Source organism: Pandoraea pneumonica (genome assembly GCF_902459645.1).
In the GTDB taxonomy this organism is placed as follows: Bacteria; Pseudomonadota; Gammaproteobacteria; order Burkholderiales; family Burkholderiaceae; genus Pandoraea; species Pandoraea pneumonica.
Genome location: NZ_CABPSK010000002.1, coordinates 521,900 through 539,548, shown reverse-complemented (window position 1 = coordinate 539,548; position 17,649 = coordinate 521,900). Strand labels below are relative to the sequence as shown.

The following is a 17,649-nucleotide window of genomic DNA, read 5'->3' as shown; positions in this document are numbered from 1 at the left end:
AGCCGTCCCAGTCACATCCCTTGGGGCGGCCTCTCACGCAAACACAGGATTTTGCATGTTCGGTTTTCTTCGCAGCTATTTCTCCAACGACCTGGCCATCGACCTGGGCACGGCCAACACTCTGATCTACATGCGCGGCAAGGGCGTCGTTCTCGACGAACCGTCAGTCGTTGCTATTCGTCAGGAAGGTGGCCCGAGCGGTAAGAAGACGATTCAGGCCGTCGGCAAGGAAGCCAAGCAAATGCTTGGCAAGGTCCCGGGCAACATCGAGGCGATCCGCCCGATGAAGGATGGCGTAATCGCCGACTTCACGGTCACCGAACAGATGATCAAGCAGTTCATCAAGATGGCGCACGAGTCGCGCCTGTTCTCGCCTTCGCCCCGCATCATTATTTGTGTGCCCTGCGGTTCGACCCAAGTCGAGCGCCGCGCTATTAAGGAAGCCGCGCACGGTGCCGGCGCCTCGCAGGTGTATCTGATTGAAGAGCCGATGGCCGCTGCAATCGGTGCCGGCCTGCCGGTCTCGGAAGCAACGGGCTCGATGGTCGTCGACATCGGCGGCGGCACGACCGAAGTTGGCGTGATCTCGCTGGGCGGTATCGTCTACAAGGGTTCGGTGCGCGTCGGTGGCGACAAGTTCGACGAAGCCATCGTCAATTACATCCGCCGCAACTACGGCATGCTGATCGGCGAACAGACGGCAGAAGCCATCAAGAAGGAAATCGGTTCGGCCTTCCCGGGTTCCGAAGTCAAGGAAATGGAAGTCAAGGGCCGCAACCTGTCGGAAGGCATTCCGCGCGCCTTCACCATCTCCAGCAACGAAATTCTCGAAGCCCTGACCGATCCGCTGAACCAGATCGTGTCGTCGGTGAAGATCGCGCTCGAACAAACCCCGCCGGAACTGGGTGCCGACATTGCCGAGCGCGGCATGATGCTCACGGGCGGCGGCGCATTGCTGCGTGACCTGGATCGCCTGCTCGCCGAAGAAACCGGTCTGCCGGTGCTCGTCGCCGAAGACCCGCTCACCTGCGTGGTGCGTGGTTCGGGCATGGCGCTCGAGCGCATGGATAAGCTCGGCAGCATCTTCTCCTACGAGTAAGCCAACGTGCGTGGTCCGTCGTCAGGCGCGGTGGGGCAACACCATCCACACCCCGCCGGACACGACGGGCTGCGTAGCACTCATACGCGCACGGGGGGCATTGCCATGCCGCCCGGTCGCGCCCGACTGACACCATTCGCGCACCGCAGCCCTTTGCTGCGCGTGCTCCCCTGAAGGGCCCACCATGCAGTACAGTCCGCCGCCACTGTTCAAACAGGGTCCGTCGGCGTTGGCCCGGCTGATCTGTTTTGTCGCGCTCGCCATCGGCCTGCTCGTGGTCGACTCGCACTACAACACGCTCGAGCGTGTGCGCACTGTCGTCGGTACCGCCCTCTATCCCGTGCAGCGCATGATGCTGCTGCCGCGCGATGCCATCTTGAGCGTTGCGGGTTTCTTCTCGACCGAAAACCAGCTCACCACCGAGAACGGTGCCCTGCGCGAGCAAAACCTCGAACTCGCCGTTCAGGCCCAGCGCAATAACCAGCTCGTGGCCGAAAACGAACATCTGCGCCAGTTGCTCACCCTTCGCGAGCGCCTGCCGGTGCCCAGCATTCCCGCCGAAATCGAATACGACACGCGCGATCCGTTCACGCAGCGTGTGGTGATCGACCGTGGCACGAAGCATGGCGTCAAACTCGGCGCGCCGGTCGTGACCGAACAAGGTCTGCTCGGCCAAGTCTCGCGCGTGTTCCTGCTGCAAAGCGAAGTGACGCTGCTCACCGACAAGGAACAGGCCGTGCCCGTGCAAGTGACCCGCAGCGGCGTGCACAGCGTGATTTATGGCGGCCTGCGCGGCGACGTGCTCGACCTGCGCTTCATCCCGCTGTCGGCCGACGTGAAAGTCGGTGACGAAATTGCCACCAGCGGGCTCGACGGTATCTACCCGGCCGGTCTGCCTGTCGCACGCATCACCAAGGTCGACCGCGTATCGGACACCGCCTTTGCGCGCATTCTGTGCCAGCCGGTCGCCAACCTTCGCAGCCAGCGTCAGGTGCTGGTTCTGCAATACACCACGCCGCTCGCCCTGCATCCGGACGCCGCCGCCGATCTCGCGCGCGCCTCCGATCCGTCGGCCAGCGGTGAAAAGCCCGGTCAGAAGGGCGCGACGCGTGCCGATCCGAAGCGCGCGCCGACGCTCAAGAAAGGCCACTAAGGAACCGACATGTCACGACCGCAATACATTCTGCTGCCGGTCAATCCGTACTTCATCGCGCTCAGTCTCGTGGTGGCGTTTCTGGTCAACCTGATGCCGTGGGGCCATGCCCCCGCCATGCCCGACTTCGTCGCGCTCGTGCTGATGTTCTGGAACATCCATCAGCCGCGCAAAGTCGGTATGGGTGTGGCGTTCCTCGTCGGCCTGCTCATGGACGTGCACAACGCTGGCTTGCTGGGTGAGCATGCGCTCGCTTACACGCTGCTGTCGTACGGCGCTATCATGATCCACCGCCGAGTGCTGTTTTTCACGCTGCTCGGCCAGGCGTTGACTGTCTTGCCGTTGCTGTTACTTGCCCACGTGGTGCCGTTTATCATCCGGCTCGCCACGGGTGCCGCGTTCCCGGGTTGGTGGCCGCTCGCTGCCAGCTTTGTCGAAGCGCTGCTCTGGCCCGTGATCAGTATCCTGCTGCTGGCGCCTCAGAAGCGCGCCGTCGACCGCGACGACACGCGTCCGATCTGATGGGCTACCGCCCGAACGATCGCACCACCGAGGCCCGCCCGTACCCGCCAGCATGACCGAGTTCAAGAATCCCCAGCAGCAACTACAGACGTTTCACCTACGGGTAACGGCGGCCGCGCTCTTTGTGCTGATCTGTTTCAGCCTGCTCGCGGTGCGCTTCGTCTATCTGCAAGTCTTCCGTCACAACCAATACGCGCTGCAAGCCGACGAAAATCGCGTCTCGCTGGCCCCGATCGTGCCCAATCGCGGCGTGATCATGGACCGCAACGGCGTCGTGCTCGCGCGCAACTATTCCGCCTATACGCTGGAAATCACGCCGTCGAAGATCGGCCGTCCACTCGAAGACCTGATTACCGATCTGTCCGACGTGATCGAAATCACGCCGCGCGACCGTGCTCGCTTCAAGAAGCTGATGGACGACAGCAAGAGCTTCGAGAGCCTGCCGATCCGCACCCGTCTGACCGACGACGAAGTGGCCCGCTTTACCGCGCAGCGCTTCCGATTCCCCGGGGTCGATGTGCACGCGCGCCTGTTCCGGCAATACCCGCTCGGCGAAACGGCGGCGCACGTCATCGGCTACATCGGCCGTATCTCGCAGCGCGACCGTCAGCGCATCGAGGCGATGAGCGAGGAAAACGATAGCGACAGCGCGAAGTACGACATTCGCCGCGACGTGAACAACTACAAGGGCACGGACTACGTCGGCAAGATCGGCGTGGAACAGAGCTACGAGACGCAACTGCACGGCATCACCGGTTTCGAAGAAATCGAAGTCACGGCAGGCGGCCGCCCGGTGCGCACCATCTCGCGCACACCGGCGACGCCGGGCGACAACCTCGTGCTGTCAATCGACATCAAGCTTCAGCAGGTGGCCGAGCAGGCGTTCGCAGGCCGCCGCGGTGCCGTGGTGGCCATCGAGCCGAAAACCGGCGACGTGCTCGCGTTCGTGTCGGCGCCGAGTTTCGACCCGAACATGTTTGTCGAAGGTATCGATCAACAGAACTGGGACGCCCTGAACAATTCGCCCGACCGCCCGTTGCTCAACCGTCCGCTGCGCGGCACGTACCCGATCGGCTCGACGTACAAACCGTTCATGGCACTCGCTGCGCTCACGCTGGGCAAGCGCACCACGAACTGGGGCTTCCAGGACACGGGCTCGTTCACGCTTGGCAACCACACGTTCCGCAACGACGTGCGTAACGGGCAGGGCTGGATCGACATGTACCGCTCGATCGTGGTGTCGAACGACACCTATTACTACATGCTCGCGCACGACCTCGGTGTGAACGCGATCCACGACTTCATGAAGCCGCTCGGCTTCGGCCAGTTGACCGGCATCGACATCGAAGGCGAGGCGCGCGGCATCCTGCCGTCGACCGAGTGGAAGCGCAAGGCGTACAAAACGGCGGCGCAGCAGAAGTGGTACGACGGCGAGACGATCAGTCTGGGCATCGGCCAGGGCTACAACTCGTTCACGATTCTGCAACTGGCGCACGCCACGGCCACGCTGGCCAATAACGGCGTGGTGATGAAGCCTCACCTTGTGAAGGCCGTCGAAGACCCGGTCTCGCACTCGCGCCAGCTCACCGTGCCGAAGGAAAGCGCCCGTTTGCCGTACAAGCAATCGGATATCGATTTCGTCAAACGCGCGATGGTCGGTGTGATCAAGGAAGGCACGGGCCGTCAGGCTTTCGCAGGCGCGCCGTACGACGCTGGTGGCAAGACCGGTACGGCGCAGGTGTACTCGCTGGGCAAGAACGAGAAGTACAACCACAACGCGATTCCCGAGTTCAAACGCGACCATGCGCTGTTTATCGCGTTCGCGCCGGCGGAAGAGCCGAAGATCGCCATCGCCTTGATCGTTGAAAACGCCGGTTGGGGTGGCGCGCAAGCGGGTCCGGTCGCCCGTCGCCTGCTCGACTACTACCTGATCGACGAACCGAAGGAACGCGCTGCCGAAGCGGCCGCCTTGCAAGCCGGGGCATCTGTGCCCGGTGCGGCTTCCGGTGCCACGGTGTCGGCTGCGCCCGACGCACCGCCGGCCAGCGCCGCCGAACTGGGTCTGCGCGCCGCCGCGTACGGTGGCACGGCCACGACGGCGACGGTGCCACGCGTGGCATCGGCAGCGACGTCGACATCGGCAGCGGCCAACGCACCGAACCCTGCTAGCACGCCGAATGCGCCCAAGGCCCCGCAGCGTCAGCCTGCCGTGAGCCCGACCGTTGCCGACGAGGCTCGCCATCGCGCCGCTATCCGTGCCCAAAGCGCGCAAGGAGGAACGCCATGATGGCGCTCGACAAACATACGTGGAAAGAGCAGGTCAAGCGCCTGTTCGCCGCCTTCGACAAGCCGCTCGCGCTCATCGTCTTTCTGCTGTTGTGCGTGGGGCTCGTGACGCTCTACAGCGCCAGCATCGATGTGCCCGGGCGCGTCGAAGACCAGATTCGCAACATCGTGCTGACGTTCATTCTGATGTGGGTGCTCGCGATGATGCCCACGCAGACATTGATGAAGTTCGCGGTACCGCTCTACACGGCCGGGGTTGCGCTGCTCATTGCGGTCGCGATGTTCGGTCTGACGAAGAAAGGCGCCAAGCGCTGGCTGAACGTCGGCATGGTCATCCAGCCGTCCGAAATCATGAAGATCGCCATGCCGCTGATGCTGGCGTGGTACTTCCAGAAACGCGAAGGCAATATCCGCTGGTTCGACTATCTGGCCGCGCTCGCGCTGCTGGGCATTCCGGTGGGACTGATCGCCAAGCAGCCCGACTTGGGCACGGGCCTGCTCGTGGCCGCCGCCGGTCTGTACGTGATTTATCTGGCCGGGTTGTCGTGGAAGCTGATTCTGCCGGTGCTCGTCGCGGGTGTGATCGGTATCGGCACGATCCTCGCGCTCGAAGACAAGATTTGCCAGCCCGATGTCGAGTGGCACATCCTGCACGACTACCAGAAGCACCGCGTGTGCACGCTGCTCGATCCGACGTCCGACCCATTGGGCAAGGGCTTCCACACGATTCAGTCGGTGATTGCCATCGGCTCGGGCGGCACCATGGGCAAAGGCTGGCTTAAGGGCACGCAGGCGCATTTGGAGTTCATCCCCGAGAAGCACACCGACTTCATCTTCGCCGTGTTCGCCGAAGAGTTCGGGCTGATCGGCGAAGGCGTGCTGATCTTGCTCTATTTGCTGCTGGTCGCACGCGGACTGATGATTGCCGCCTCGGGGGCGACGCTGTTCGGCCGCCTGCTGGCGGGCGCGGTGACGATGATCTTCTTCACCTATGCGTTCGTGAACATGGGCATGGTGAGCGGCATTCTGCCCGTGGTGGGCGTGCCGCTGCCGTTCATGAGCTACGGCGGCACGGCGCTCGTCACCCTCGGCCTCGGCGTGGGCATTCTGATGAGCGTCGCACGCGAAAAACGCTTGATGCAGAGCTAGCGCCGCTCGGCCACGCGTCGCTTCACAACAACGGCAGAGCCTTCGCTCTGCCGTTTGTTTTTGCCTCGTGGGCGCATGACCACGTCGATGAGCGTTATCTGCGAGTCGGTCGTACAGGCATCGCGTAAAAACAATCCTATTCCCACACCGGAAAAGGAAAAACGCCATGTCGATTACGCTGCATTCACTCGCCAACAACTCCACCCCGGCGATGGAGTACCTGAGAACCGAAGCGTTCGACACGCACGAGCGCCGTATCGGCATTCGTAAAGATGGCACGCTCGCGATTTACAAGGGCATGCAGTATCTGCTGCACCCTCACGAGACACATCGGGCGTTGAAGTTTCTCAAAGAGCACCGGCTCAGCGAGAGCGCCAAATCGACGTTCCAACAGGACACGCTTCGCCTGAGCCACCGAGCGACGCAAGAGCTTGTCATGACGTTGAGAAAGCACCGCGATTCTTACGTGGGCACGCCTCTGTTAGTGCGCAAATCGTCCGTGGCACATCGCGCCGCGGAACGAACCCCGGAACGCGCGCCAATCGTCGATGCGAAGCGGACGTCCCTGCCCCGCTCCGAAAGTGCGCCCCAATTGACGTCGCAGTCACTCGTATCGCCGCTCACCTCGTCGGGCGCGCCGTCCCCATCGATCGCGCAACCCCACGAAGACGACACGCCGCCGCCATTGCCCCCCAAGATGAACCGACCCGCGCTGCTGCGTCACTACATGGCGTATCTGCAAACTGAAGTCGAGCAATCGCACTCACCGGCAGTGACCGAAGCCCCGATACCGAAGCCCCGTTCGCGCACGCCGTCGAACACGTCGGGTAATGACAGCCCGCCGTCGGTGACGGTGCCGGTACCGAAACCGCGCCCCGATCTGCTTGCGCGACGCGCCACGTTCACGCCTGGCGATCGGACGGCACCCCCGACGACGCAACCCGCCGCCTTCGTCGAACAGTTGCAGATGCAGCCAAGCTTCAGCCCTGAACTGCTCCGGCTCCTGATGGCCACCGGCAGCCTCTGATCCGGCGAGGTGGCCCGTCAGTGCCAACACACGAGGAATGTCGAGCGGGCGCGAGTTCGATCGCGCCCCCTCGGCCCCGACGGGCCACCGTATACGATGAGCCAAACCTGCAAGCGTCATTGCGGCGCGCCGACGACCATTGGTCCATGCTCGTTCTGGATTTTGGAGGAAACCCAGCGCATGGCCTCGATCCACACGCAGATCAACGCCGCGACCATGACCAGTCATGAAGTCGAGCGTCTGCACCGCCTTATTTGCCGCCACGCGATCGATCCGGCCCGCACCACCATCGGCGTGAGCCATGACGGCTACCTGATGTTGCTCGTCGGTTGGAGCGTCTATCGGCATCCGCGGCAGTGGCGGCGCGCGCACGAGATGATCGCGGCGTCGTTCAAGCAACTCACGCCCTTCAGCGCGCGGGCCCAGAGCAACGCTGGCTTCCTCGCGAGCACGCGAACGATGCGGCTCGACCAGTCGCATGTGCTCGTCTGGCTATTACGTAACGCCACGGCCAGCGTGAAAGACCGAATGCTTCAGGGCATCAAACGCCAACTCAGTTGGCGCGGCAACGATAGCCTGTGCACCGTCGACATCGCCGAGCGGTGTCTGCCACGCGATGCCCCGTCGGAACTTCGGCTGCGCATGGGGTCCGCGCAGAGCGCGACCGGCTTGTACAAACTGCTCACTGATCGAAGTTCGCCCTACCGCGATCACTTTCATCGCGAGTTGTCGACCAGCCGCGATCGATCGCTCTGGGTCGCACGTCAGACCGTGCTGCGCGCACGCAATGGTGCGTTGCTGCCCGCGAACGCCATCTACGTCGGCGACCGGCTCGTCGCGGTGGCTTGTCAGGCCCCGCTGCCCGCCGACGTCGAACGTCATCTCGAAATGCTGATGACGCTGCGCCCGGCGGTCGTTGTCCATGTCGGCGCGCAGGCGACTCCCTGCGGCCTGGCGCCAACGGATGGCGGCACCCCTCGTGTCAATCGCACCGGTCACGCCACGCACGACTGGCGAACCCCAGAAAGTCGGGAGCAGAGCCGGGTACAGATTCAGGTCGACACCCAGCATGTCGCCACGAGTGCCGCAGCAACGTGTATGACCGACTTCAGCATCTACGCAAGTACCTTGAGATCGGCATCGCGGGAAGTCGCGTTTGCCGTTTTGCATGCGCCGTATCGCCATAAGCCGGAAGTGACGACCGACAAGTTGTACGTCACCCAAACGCTTCAATTCATCGAAGACGCCACACGGCATGTGCCACCGCATGCCAAACCGTGCGGCAAAGCTGAGTACCCGGTGAGCGGCTGTCCCGTCATCGTGTTCGACGACATTCAGGGCATTGCCGGTGTGCTTATCGCCGCCATCGCGTTGTACGCCGAATCGCCGGGGCAAAGCCAGCCGGTGAGTGTTGAAGAGGTGATTACCGATATCCGTTTGACGGGGTCGCCGCAGTTGATCGGCACGGCACATCAGATCGACGTCATCAGTGCCTTTGCCGATGACCTCCGATTGCCGTTGCTCAAAAACCGCTAAGACGCTCAAGCATCGCGGTGCACAAGTCGGCACGGCAGTACCGTGATCGGCCTGCCGCACTTTTGTACGAACCAAGTACGAACCACGCACGAACCACATCACGCGACGCGCTCGCGTGCGGGAGATCCGCCATGCTGCTCGATGCCATCGACACCTCGTCACCCCGGACCGCCGGAAACCAGACCGCCGCGCGCCCCGCCGCGTGCCATTACCCAGCGCTGCGTCACGCTGGCCGCATACTGGCCGTGCGGCGCGAGCCGCCCCGATCGGGAGGCATCGAACGATACCTGCACCGCTGGTTCACCGACCCGCCATCCGTGCTGGTCACACTCGCCTCGGACAGCGAGCTGCAATCGCGCAACGCCGACTACCCGACGTTGTCGTGTACCAGCCAGCGCTTCGGCGACATCGCCTATTCGACGTATTTGCTCGCACAGAACGTGAGTCCGATGGATGGTATTCGCATCCGTACCGGCGTCGTTTCGCTCACGCACGGCTCGGGCATCGTCACCTTTCCCGCAGTCCAGGCGTGGACACGGGACGGGCACCCCATCATTCACGCCGATGCGCTCGCGTATCTACACCAGATTACCGAGCGGCTCAGAACGGACACGCCCGCACAACACACGCGCCGCAGCAGCGTTTATCACGTCGAGACGCGCCCACTCAAGTCGATATGTCTGGCGGTACAGGCCACGCATCGGAGTGCGCGGCTAGGCATGTGGCTGGCGACAGCCGCCCTGTACGAGCGCGGCAACGTATCGCTCGACAGCGTGCTCAGAGACATCCGCATCGGCACGCTCACGTTCGACCCCACCTTCGGCCAGTATCAGGAACTGTCGCGGTTCGCCAAAGCACGCCATCGCCGCTGCCATTGCGCCGAGAGGGACGTGATGGTCTCTCCCGTGCCGTTGACGTCTGCCGCATCGCGCTTCGCTCCGCCCTCGATCGATTCCCCACCCACGCCAAGGACGCTCCATGATGCAAGATCTTCACCCCTTTCATAACGTTGTCGGCGAGCTGTTGCTCCATATCGGCTTTCCCGCCTTCGCGCCGGAGCCGGATCAGGAAGTCGTGAGTCTCGATGTGGAAGACCGGCTATGCGTGCACTTTGGCGCTATCGATCAGGTGTCATGGTTCATGTTGGCCGAGGTCAACAAGGCCCCCTCGACAGATTCGATCGTTACGGCGCTTCAGGCCAATCACTTGCGCGCCACCATTTATCAGCCCGTGGTCTCGCTCAACGATGACGGCAAGCTGAACTGCTGGCTGAAGATGCCGCTCTCCGGACACGATCGAGTGTCGCTCGCCGATGCCTTTGGCGAGCTCATCGACGTCGCCCAGACCCTGCCTGGTGCCGGATGACTTCCCTCTTCCCTTCACGGAGATCACACGATGACAACCCCCATCCAATCCCCCCCCCGCAACCCAACCGTGGCTCAACTGATCAGTCTGCCGCCGGACATGCGAATCGGCCTGACCAAGAAGGGCGGCTTTGTGTCGTACGGCGGCACCAGCTTCTACCTCCACCCTAAGCAGACCATGCGGGTCAGCCGCCTCATGCAAAGCTATCGAAAAGCCGACTCAAGTGGACGGGTAGAACGCACGAGACCATGGCAGCAACTGTTTGCCCACGTACGGGCCGTCTTGTTGGGCGTTAAGGCAAGGCACTTCGTCAAACGGTTTATGGGCGACATGACTGACCCAAGGCCACCCGTCGTCGTCCCTACTCGGCCGCATACGGCAAATTTGCGCAACGCGCTGAACGTCGTGAACGCCGCCAATCGTCTCAATGCGGGCGCGCGCCACGCGATGTTCACCCGCACAGTGCCGCTGAATGTGCCCACGGCGAAGGCCAAGCTACCGAGCGCGCTGGTGCCGGAGTCTCGGGCAAGCGCTCCCCCCGATGTGACCTTGCGTTCACACTCCCAGCAGGCCCGCTCGGCGTTGACCCTCTTGTCCGGAAATCCCGGCTGGTCGAGCGCACCGCAACTCACGCCACCGGCGAGCTCGCAGATCAATTCCTAACGCACCACATCGCGCCACATCGCTTGCCAAGCATGGCGCGGGCATCAGCCCGCGCCATGACGGTTTATGCGGCAAGCTGCCGACGACTGAACGGTCTCGGTTCGAGGCGTGGCCGTTGCGGTACCGGTGTGGCGGCAGTATCGCTGTCGTCCTCGTCACGCTCCCGTTTGCGCTCCGACGCATGCTGCCACTCGCTGTTGACTTTCGCCTTGTAGCCGCCCTCGATATAAGCCAGAAACACATCGGCCAGTGCCTCGTGGGCCTTTTCGCGGTGCGAAGGTGTCGGCGCCAGCGCCATACGTTGTGCGCACACTTTCAGCGTTTTGATCAGCGGTGCCGTCGACGGCACTTCCAGCTCAATACGGCGGAAGTCGGCGTGTAAAGGGCTATCCGAACGGCCTTCCGCGAGATTGAAGAACAGCTTGTCGAACGTCTCCCGCTGGCGTTCGGTGAAGTTGGTCCACCAGCTTCGGCCGCCGTGGTTCGACTCCACCAGTCGCTGCCTTGCAATGGGCATCAGCATGTCGAGACAACCGCCGCCGAACGTCAGCGCCTCCACCATCGTCGATGACGACGTCGACGTTACGCTCCCCGAGACCGGTGCGAACGGCGCGCGTGTCGTCGAACGATAGTTCGTGGCAGCGGCAGTCGTGGCGTACAGAAGGGCCATGCCCTCCGGCTTGAGTTTGTAGCGCAGCGTGGTCTGCACACCAGCGTCGTAAGCGATGTCGCCCGCTTTGACGGCGTCGACGATATGCGCGACGTCCCACGCGCTCTCGAGGCTCACGCCGGACAGCGTTAGCGCCTCTTCGATGCCGCCAATGAAATTGACCGCACCCCCGACTTTGATGTCGAGAAAACTACCGCAGTTATAGGGATCTTCGTCGCGAGTCACCTTCTCGTACGTCACCTGCACCGCGGCGCCATTCGGCAAGACGTTGCCGTACCCAACGTGCAGGCCCAGCGCCGCTTGCCATTTGTCCTGCAAGCTTTGAATTTCATGCGTGGCCAGCGACTTCGGACGGAGTATCCGCTCAAACTCATCGATGAGCGCCATGTAATGCGTCTCTTCGTCAGGTGTCAGCTTGTTCTCGATTTTGAGCAGCGCGAGTTGTTCAAGCAACGTGCGCGCGCCCGATTCCATGTTGGCAATCGCGTTGCGTTTCACGCCGCTCATCAGTTCGAGGGAAACCTCCGCGCTGGAATTTTCGATGTGACGCTTCATCGCGTAAAACAGCGACTTCGAATCCTGTTTGAGCGTCACGCCTCGCAAAACACTTCGCGCCGCGTTAGGCCGCGACATGGCGAGCTCGAGAACATCGACCTTGACCACCTTGGTCGTTCTGAACTTGCGAGCAGATGCGGTGACGTTGGCCGAAACGAAAAAATTCGCCGACGCGCCGATATCGACCGAGCCCGCGATGGTGTGGTGTTGTTCAAGCGGTGCCGGCATCGGCTTTCGCTGGGCGATGTTGATACTGCGGCAACCGATCTTGGCCAGGTGTTCATCGAGAAATGGCCGGCTGAAGTCTGCGCGCGCCAAATCGCGTTCGTAAGTGGAGGACAGCGAGAACAGGTCGCGCACCTTGCCGAGCAACGCAATTGGCCCCTCGTTGATCCACGCTCTGAACTTGTGACTCGCACTGGCCACGTAGTCCGACAGCGAGGCATAAATATCGGCCCGCGTCGAACTCGCCCCGGCCGAACAGTGGGCCGACAGGAAACTCAGCACTTCCGCATCCGCCGAGAGCGATGCCGAGCGGCTGTCGCTCTCGACATACCACTCCGTCGGGGTGAATTCGACACCGGCGTCGTAGCCGAAATTGAGACCAAGACCGACGCCGGGCACCACCTCGCCCCGAACGTTGAACGACACGCCCCACGAGGTGGACGAGCCCGGCATCATCGATACCAGCCGGGCGTAGTAAGCATTGTTGAGTGTCTCTTTGATCATTTCGTGCGCACTGGCACGAAACTGCCACTTCATCACCCGGCTGACATAGAGCGCGCTGGTGAGCACCAAGTCGGTTCCCGGATGCCTGCGCGCGAGTCTTTCCAACGCGTGTTGCATGGTCCGGAAGAACCGGTAGGTCTCGATCATCTCAGCGGCATCGCCCCTTTGGTTCGGGCCACGCATCATCAAGCTTTCGTAGCGCTCGGCGAGCCTTCGCTCCACCCCGCCGCTCCCCGCGATATTGTGGGTTTCACGAATATTCATGAAAACCTGGGCCAGCGATATCGCGACGCTGCGGACATCTTCATAAGAAACCGGCACCTCCACGCCCGAGAGATGAAGTTCGCGCAGGGCGACCAAGTCGTTGTTATTGCTGTCGTTAGCAGCCAGGGACGGGAGGACCTCGAGGCCAATCTCCATGTCGCCAATGTCATATGAGACGTCGGCGGGGACGCGCGATCTTTGAAGCGTTGCGTCGACCCACGGGGTCAACGGAATATTCGCCCGGTCAAACTGAATCATCGGTTGATGCTCCTTCATGAAAATTCATGCGGCAGCATCCCCGGGTCAGGTGCGCCGCACAGATCTCAATGTCAGAGAGACTCGTTGAGGAATCTCTCGACTAAGGCAACAATGGCCGCCCTCGTGGGGCTCACATTGCTGGCATGAATCAACTGCACCCCTTGCGAGCGGTAACGCGCGGGACAGCACAGCCATAACTCGCCGTCCACACTGTGCTCGCCGAAGCGAACCGCCGGCAGCGGCGCGTCGTCAGGCATGGACAGCATTAACGTCAAGTGGCCGTGTACGTATTCCAAGATCCAAAACGGTGCGAGACCGGCAAGCGAGCGCACCTGAAAGAACGCCCCCACGTCGTCTGGCAGTTCCGCTTCCAGCGTCGGCACAAGGAAAGCAAATCCGTCGTCGGTCATCGCGCCGCCACCTCCCGTTTGATGGCGCTCGATATGGCGAGAAATTCGCGCAGAGCGACAAGGCGGCTGTCCGGATCCATCGGCCCCGGCACATAGCCATGCAGCGTCAACCCATCGCAGTCGGCATCGAAGGCCATCTGTTGACGGCATAACGCCGCATTCAATGTCATCGCATGGGCTGCCGTGGCCTCGTCGACCCCGGCCATGTGGCGCTCGACGCGCGTGGCGCCCGCGTGACGAACCACGCAGACATCGCCATCGCTAGCCTCGAAATAGATCACGTCCCCGCGCAGCGTCACGTCGACGCCCCAGCGCGCTCGCATCGCATCGCACAACCATCGTGCGGTGCACGTCGGCACAGGCACCACCAGTGCGGCCCACTCCCCGTGAAGTCCTCGCATGCGCCGCAGTTCGGAGGACGAGATCGACCGTTGGGGCTGAATTGGCGCTTCCATGATTTCTGATAGGGGGACGATTTTTTGGAATACGTCTTGCTGGCAGCCATGATCCAGGTGTTGTTGCTTTGCTGAATTCCATCTTTCGCCCACCTAAACCGGGCATATAGGTCGCGCACATCCGCCCCTCGCGGGAAATCACCCATTTGTGACGCACCGCTACGGTGAAAGCGTGGTTTCTTCGAATAGTCTCCACGCTTTGAGGAACATGGGCGGGCAGGAGAGACGGCAGATGAATCAAATCAGCACCCCGCACCAAGGCAAGACGTTTCTGTTCGACGATTTTTCGCTCGATGCCAATGGTGTTTTGAAGCAGGCAGACCGGCAGACGTGCCTGCCACCTAAAGAGGCGGCCGTGTTGCGCGTGCTGCTCGAGGCGGCGGGGGAAACCGTCAGCAAAGACAAGCTGCTCAGCCTCGTCTGGCCGCAGCAGGACGTGAGCGAGGAGTCGCTCACGCGTTGCATTTACGCCGTACGGCGATTGCTTCGCGAGAAGAAAGCCGACCGTATCGTCGAGACGGTCTACGGCACGGGGTACCGCATCCGGCGCTCCGTCGCTATCGTGTCTGCCGCGTCGCGCGCGGCCGCCCTATGTACGCTGGCCGTCATGCCGTTTCGCATGCAGAACACGTCGCAGGCGCTGCTGTTGCATGACCGGCTCGTCACGCGGCTCTTCGAATACACCGCCTACGGGCTGCGTGTCCTCCCGGCGTCGATTACCCGCACATCGCTCGAATGCCACGACATCGCGACCTTCGTCGAACGTTTTTCCCCCGATTTTTATGTGTGCGGACATCGCATCGACGACGATCGCCTGCGTATCGAGCTGGTGCACTCGGCCGGCCATCAGTTGCTCTTTAGCGAAGATTTTTCGCTGACGGAAAAGTCCGGCACCCTCCCGATCGAGATTCGCGTCACGGACATGATCACGAAACATGTCCCCGGCCTCACGGCATCGGTGCATTTTTCGCACTCGTTCGACACCTTCGATACCGCGACGACGTTTCTTCACGCTCGCTTCAAACTCCAACAACACACGCCATCCAGCCTGCGCCAGTCGTTGCAGTTGTTTCATCAATGCGTGGGCGATGGTGCGTCGCGCACGTCGCCGTATTGCGGCCAGGCGGAGTGCTATCTTGCGCTCGCCCATCTGGGCTTGTTCGATCAAAAAGCGGCCATGCAAGGCGCGCGCGGCGCGGTGGAAGCGGCGCTCGCCCTCGCGCCGCGCGACCCGCACGCCATCAGCCTGCTGGCGATTTTGCACAGCATGAAGTTCGAGAGCAGCGTCGCGAATATTCTGTTCGATCGCGCTTTGTGGTCGGCCCCGATGAACCCTTACGTGCGCTATCACCACGCATGGCACTGCGTGCTGGCAGGACAGGCCACGGCTGCCGAAGCCGCACTCGATATGGCGCTTGAGCACGATCCGAGTTTTGTCGGGGCGGTCATGCTCAAAGCATGGGCGATGTTCTTCGACCGGCGCACCGATGAGGCAATCGTTTTCACGCAGGAGAATTTGCATCGGCATGGACAGCATCACCCGGTACTCACCAGCACGATGGCGGTCATGCTTTCGCATCAGGGCCGCCACGATGCAGCCGAAGCCCTCGTTCGCACCGTGCGCGAGACCGGCGACGATACGGGGCTGCTGCTGATCAATCGCCACTATGTCGAAGCGGGGGGTGGCGATCCGGCGGCCAAACGGGCGGGCGAACAACTGCTCGCAGGGGTCGATTGCCGCCAAGTGCGCGCCGGACTGCTGCCCCTGATCTTGCGCGTACAGGGTGTGGCGGCTGCGCGCGAGACGTGGCGAAAAATGCGGATGGACTGGTATCCGTGGCAACGCTTCTACCGGAATGACCCGCGTCTGGACGCGCTTTTTTCCCTCTGAATTACGCTCTAAGGAAAAAGCCCCCACCGGTGAAAGTGGGGGCCGCTTCACGTCACGCTGTTACATCACGCTGCTGCCACGGCAAGACGGCATCCCAAACACCCCGAGTCCCGCAAGCATGGCCGCTACGAGCGGATTCCGACAAATTGCGCGACTCGCCGTTGAACCGCGCAAGATCAACTCCGAAGCAAAGGCGTGCAACGAATCACGTTGCGGATGCTCGGCGAGCAACGTGATCAGCCCCCCCAACGCGTCGGACAGTCGGCGCGCTTCTCCGCCGGCAAACTGCTCGAGAATCGCCCGCTGCCGCATTGCGTCGCGCGGCAAGATAGCGTCGCGCATGGCCATGTACCGGCGGCGCAAGGCAATGTCGTCGAGCGGTGTCGGATCGAGCGCGTCCCGTATCACCATCATCAGCGCCACGCCGATCGACGCGGCGTCGCCGCTGGCGAGCACGCCCGAGAGATACCGTTGCGACGGGAGATTGCGCAACGGCCCGGCGCGAAACCCCGTGCGGTGTGCAAAGGGCAGCAACGCCGGTGGCACGCGCTGCCGCGCGGCCTCGCCGAGAACACCGATCGCGCGACTCACCGCAGATACCCTTTGCAGGCTTCGAGCGTGGTGTTGATCGTGGAACTCAGCACCTTGACGAGATTGTCGTAGACGGACGTCGCTGTCGAGAACCGTTGCAACATCGACTGCATCGACGTTTTCACCAGGTTCTCTTGCGACGTAAAGCCGGAGCGCCAGATATCGAGCTCGAAGGGATTCATTTCGCCGTCCTTGGGCACGTTGTCGATCATGCGCTGGACCGGGCCGGTGTCGATCACGACGACATACTTGCCGCTGCCTTCCGGTTGCTCCTTCACGCAGTCCTCGGGAACGCCCATATCTTTGGCCCACTTCTCAGCGGCTTCCTTGCTCGTGCCCTCGATACCTTCAGCATCCTTCTTCTGCGGCGGATACAGCACCGCAGCGGGGTTCGGCAACGAGAACGATTGCTTCACCTCCTCCAGTGCCGCCTTCAGCGCTGCGATGTCTAGCGTGACCTTTTCTCCCTTGCTATCCGCTTTGATCCACGACGACAGCTGCGCCACGATCTTGCTGATTGCCTCGTTGAACTTGAGATATTTGTCGGCCGCATCGCCGTAGGCGTCGAGATACTCGCTTTTGATCTGGGCGATGGCCTCGGCGATCTGATCCCAGAAGTCCGCATTGTTCATACGGGGATCGTCCTCCGGTTTGGGCGCCTCGTTGAGACTCATCAATTTGGACAGGTCGTCGCGCACCTTATCGGGAACCGGCACATCGATAGCCGCCAGCCCTCGAAGACGGCGCGACAGATCATGCGCACTCACCGCTACCGCGTCGACAGTTGCCGGCGTGGGAGATTGCAGGCGAATCTCGCGATCGAGCGAGCGAAGGCGATCTCCCAAACCGCTCGCTGCCTGAAGTGCCCCTGCCAGCAGAACCTCGTCGCCCGCACGGTCTTCATCGGATGCCGGATCTTGTATCTCAGCTATCGGCTCGCTGGGCGGGCGCTTCTCAGGCGTCAACATATCGGAACTCACCGGTACCCACGCGGGCCGGTAGTTAGCATTCACCGCTTCGCTCATG

At 62.2% G+C, this 17,649-nt stretch carries 16 protein-coding genes; 11 read left to right on the top strand and 5 right to left on the bottom strand.

All coding sequences use genetic code 11. The features are described from left to right. The first annotated feature begins 55 nt into the window (after window positions 1-55). The 10 genes from PPN31114_RS11440 to PPN31114_RS11395 all read left to right on the top strand — a co-directional run bounded on the left by PPN31114_RS11440 (window position 56) and on the right by PPN31114_RS11395 (window position 10,800). Complete coding sequence (locus tag PPN31114_RS11440) at window positions 56-1,099, top strand: rod shape-determining protein (RefSeq protein ID WP_010805637.1); 1,044 nt, start codon at window positions 56-58, stop codon at window positions 1,097-1,099. Window positions 1,100-1,283: 184 nt separating this feature from the next. After that, complete coding sequence (gene mreC / locus PPN31114_RS11435) at window positions 1,284-2,252, top strand: rod shape-determining protein MreC (RefSeq protein ID WP_150679628.1); 969 nt, start codon at window positions 1,284-1,286, stop codon at window positions 2,250-2,252. A 9-nt stretch (window positions 2,253-2,261) separates the two neighbouring features. Further along, window positions 2,262-2,774 (top strand): rod shape-determining protein MreD, encoded by a 513-nt coding sequence (gene mreD / locus PPN31114_RS11430; RefSeq protein ID WP_010805639.1) that lies wholly within the window; start codon window positions 2,262-2,264, stop codon window positions 2,772-2,774. 52 nt (window positions 2,775-2,826) lie between these two features. Then, on the top strand, window positions 2,827-5,061 hold the full coding sequence (gene mrdA / locus PPN31114_RS11425) for a penicillin-binding protein 2 (RefSeq protein ID WP_150679627.1): 2,235 nt from the start codon (window positions 2,827-2,829) through the stop codon (window positions 5,059-5,061). Then, complete coding sequence (gene rodA / locus PPN31114_RS11420) at window positions 5,061-6,209, top strand: rod shape-determining protein RodA (RefSeq protein WP_150680369.1); 1,149 nt, start codon at window positions 5,061-5,063, stop codon at window positions 6,207-6,209. The genes mrdA and rodA overlap by 1 nt, the downstream gene beginning before the upstream one ends. Window positions 6,210-6,375: 166 nt before the next feature. Continuing rightward, window positions 6,376-7,236, top strand: coding sequence for a hypothetical protein (locus PPN31114_RS11415; RefSeq protein WP_150679626.1), 861 nt, complete (start codon window positions 6,376-6,378; stop codon window positions 7,234-7,236). 180 nt (window positions 7,237-7,416) lie between these two features. Beyond that, window positions 7,417-8,772, top strand: coding sequence for a protein-tyrosine phosphatase family protein (locus tag PPN31114_RS11410; protein WP_150679625.1), 1,356 nt, complete (start codon window positions 7,417-7,419; stop codon window positions 8,770-8,772). A gap of 131 nt (window positions 8,773-8,903) precedes the next feature. Further along, window positions 8,904-9,779, top strand: coding sequence for a hypothetical protein (locus PPN31114_RS11405; protein ID WP_150679624.1), 876 nt, complete (start codon window positions 8,904-8,906; stop codon window positions 9,777-9,779). Next, on the top strand, window positions 9,751-10,137 hold the full coding sequence (locus tag PPN31114_RS11400) for a CesT family type III secretion system chaperone (protein ID WP_150679623.1): 387 nt from the start codon (window positions 9,751-9,753) through the stop codon (window positions 10,135-10,137). The genes PPN31114_RS11405 and PPN31114_RS11400 overlap by 29 nt, the downstream gene beginning before the upstream one ends. Window positions 10,138-10,167: 30 nt before the next feature. Continuing rightward, window positions 10,168-10,800, top strand: coding sequence for a hypothetical protein (locus PPN31114_RS11395; RefSeq protein WP_150679622.1), 633 nt, complete (start codon window positions 10,168-10,170; stop codon window positions 10,798-10,800). A 64-nt stretch (window positions 10,801-10,864) separates the two neighbouring features. On the opposite strand, the gene PPN31114_RS11390 is transcribed toward PPN31114_RS11395, so the two are convergent. The 3 genes from PPN31114_RS11390 to PPN31114_RS11380 all read right to left on the bottom strand — a co-directional run bounded on the left by PPN31114_RS11390 (window position 10,865) and on the right by PPN31114_RS11380 (window position 14,087). Then, window positions 10,865-13,174: a hypothetical protein gene (locus PPN31114_RS11390; protein WP_150679621.1), complete on the bottom strand. Its 2,310-nt coding sequence runs from the start codon at window positions 13,172-13,174 to the stop codon at window positions 10,865-10,867. A gap of 173 nt (window positions 13,175-13,347) precedes the next feature. Beyond that, window positions 13,348-13,686, bottom strand: a complete 339-nt coding sequence (locus PPN31114_RS11385; RefSeq protein ID WP_150679620.1) for a hypothetical protein — start codon at window positions 13,684-13,686, stop codon at window positions 13,348-13,350. Next, window positions 13,683-14,087 carry a hypothetical protein gene (locus tag PPN31114_RS11380; protein WP_150679619.1) on the bottom strand — a complete coding sequence of 135 codons (405 nt, stop codon included), beginning with the start codon at window positions 14,085-14,087 and terminating at the stop codon, window positions 13,683-13,685. Before PPN31114_RS11380 ends, PPN31114_RS11385 begins: the two co-directional genes overlap by 4 nt. Window positions 14,088-14,373: 286 nt before the next feature. On the opposite strand from PPN31114_RS11380, the gene PPN31114_RS11375 reads away from it, so the two are divergent. Next, complete coding sequence (locus PPN31114_RS11375; protein WP_174987958.1) at window positions 14,374-16,032, top strand: winged helix-turn-helix domain-containing protein; 1,659 nt, start codon at window positions 14,374-14,376, stop codon at window positions 16,030-16,032. Window positions 16,033-16,092: 60 nt separating this feature from the next. On the opposite strand, the gene PPN31114_RS26175 is transcribed toward PPN31114_RS11375, so the two are convergent. Together PPN31114_RS26175 and PPN31114_RS11365 are read right to left on the bottom strand one after the other, a co-directional pair. Continuing rightward, the gene (locus tag PPN31114_RS26175; RefSeq protein ID WP_174987954.1) at window positions 16,093-16,623 is read right to left on the bottom strand and encodes a hypothetical protein; all 531 of its coding nucleotides are present in this window, start codon (window positions 16,621-16,623) and stop codon (window positions 16,093-16,095) included. After that, entirely contained in the window at window positions 16,620-17,648 is a 1,029-nt protein-coding gene (locus PPN31114_RS11365) for an IpaD/SipD/SspD family type III secretion system needle tip protein (RefSeq protein ID WP_150679616.1), read from the bottom strand. The genes PPN31114_RS26175 and PPN31114_RS11365 overlap by 4 nt, the downstream gene beginning before the upstream one ends. Window position 17,649 lies beyond the last annotated feature (1 nt).

Bases quoted from the DNA above. Each gene is read 5' to 3' on its own strand.
- PPN31114_RS11440 (WP_010805637.1), top strand. From the start codon at position 56: ATGTTCGGTTTTCTTCGCAGCTATTTCTCCAACGACCTGGCCATCGAC.
- mreC (WP_150679628.1), top strand. From the start codon at position 1,284: ATGCAGTACAGTCCGCCGCCACTGTTCAAACAGGGTCCGTCGGCGTTG.
- mreD (WP_010805639.1), top strand. From the start codon at position 2,262: ATGTCACGACCGCAATACATTCTGCTGCCGGTCAATCCGTACTTCATC.
- mrdA (WP_150679627.1), top strand. From the start codon at position 2,827: ATGACCGAGTTCAAGAATCCCCAGCAGCAACTACAGACGTTTCACCTA.
- rodA (WP_150680369.1), top strand. From the start codon at position 5,061: ATGGCGCTCGACAAACATACGTGGAAAGAGCAGGTCAAGCGCCTGTTC.
- PPN31114_RS11415 (WP_150679626.1), top strand. From the start codon at position 6,376: ATGTCGATTACGCTGCATTCACTCGCCAACAACTCCACCCCGGCGATG.
- PPN31114_RS11410 (WP_150679625.1), top strand. From the start codon at position 7,417: ATGGCCTCGATCCACACGCAGATCAACGCCGCGACCATGACCAGTCAT.
- PPN31114_RS11405 (WP_150679624.1), top strand. From the start codon at position 8,904: ATGCTGCTCGATGCCATCGACACCTCGTCACCCCGGACCGCCGGAAAC.
- PPN31114_RS11400 (WP_150679623.1), top strand. From the start codon at position 9,751: ATGATGCAAGATCTTCACCCCTTTCATAACGTTGTCGGCGAGCTGTTG.
- PPN31114_RS11395 (WP_150679622.1), top strand. From the start codon at position 10,168: ATGACAACCCCCATCCAATCCCCCCCCCGCAACCCAACCGTGGCTCAA.
- PPN31114_RS11390 (WP_150679621.1), bottom strand. From the start codon at position 13,174: ATGGAGATTGGCCTCGAGGTCCTCCCGTCCCTGGCTGCTAACGACAGC.
- PPN31114_RS11385 (WP_150679620.1), bottom strand. From the start codon at position 13,686: ATGACCGACGACGGATTTGCTTTCCTTGTGCCGACGCTGGAAGCGGAA.
- PPN31114_RS11380 (WP_150679619.1), bottom strand. From the start codon at position 14,087: ATGCGAGGACTTCACGGGGAGTGGGCCGCACTGGTGGTGCCTGTGCCG.
- PPN31114_RS11375 (WP_174987958.1), top strand. From the start codon at position 14,374: ATGAATCAAATCAGCACCCCGCACCAAGGCAAGACGTTTCTGTTCGAC.
- PPN31114_RS11365 (WP_150679616.1), bottom strand. From the start codon at position 17,648: ATGAGCGAAGCGGTGAATGCTAACTACCGGCCCGCGTGGGTACCGGTG.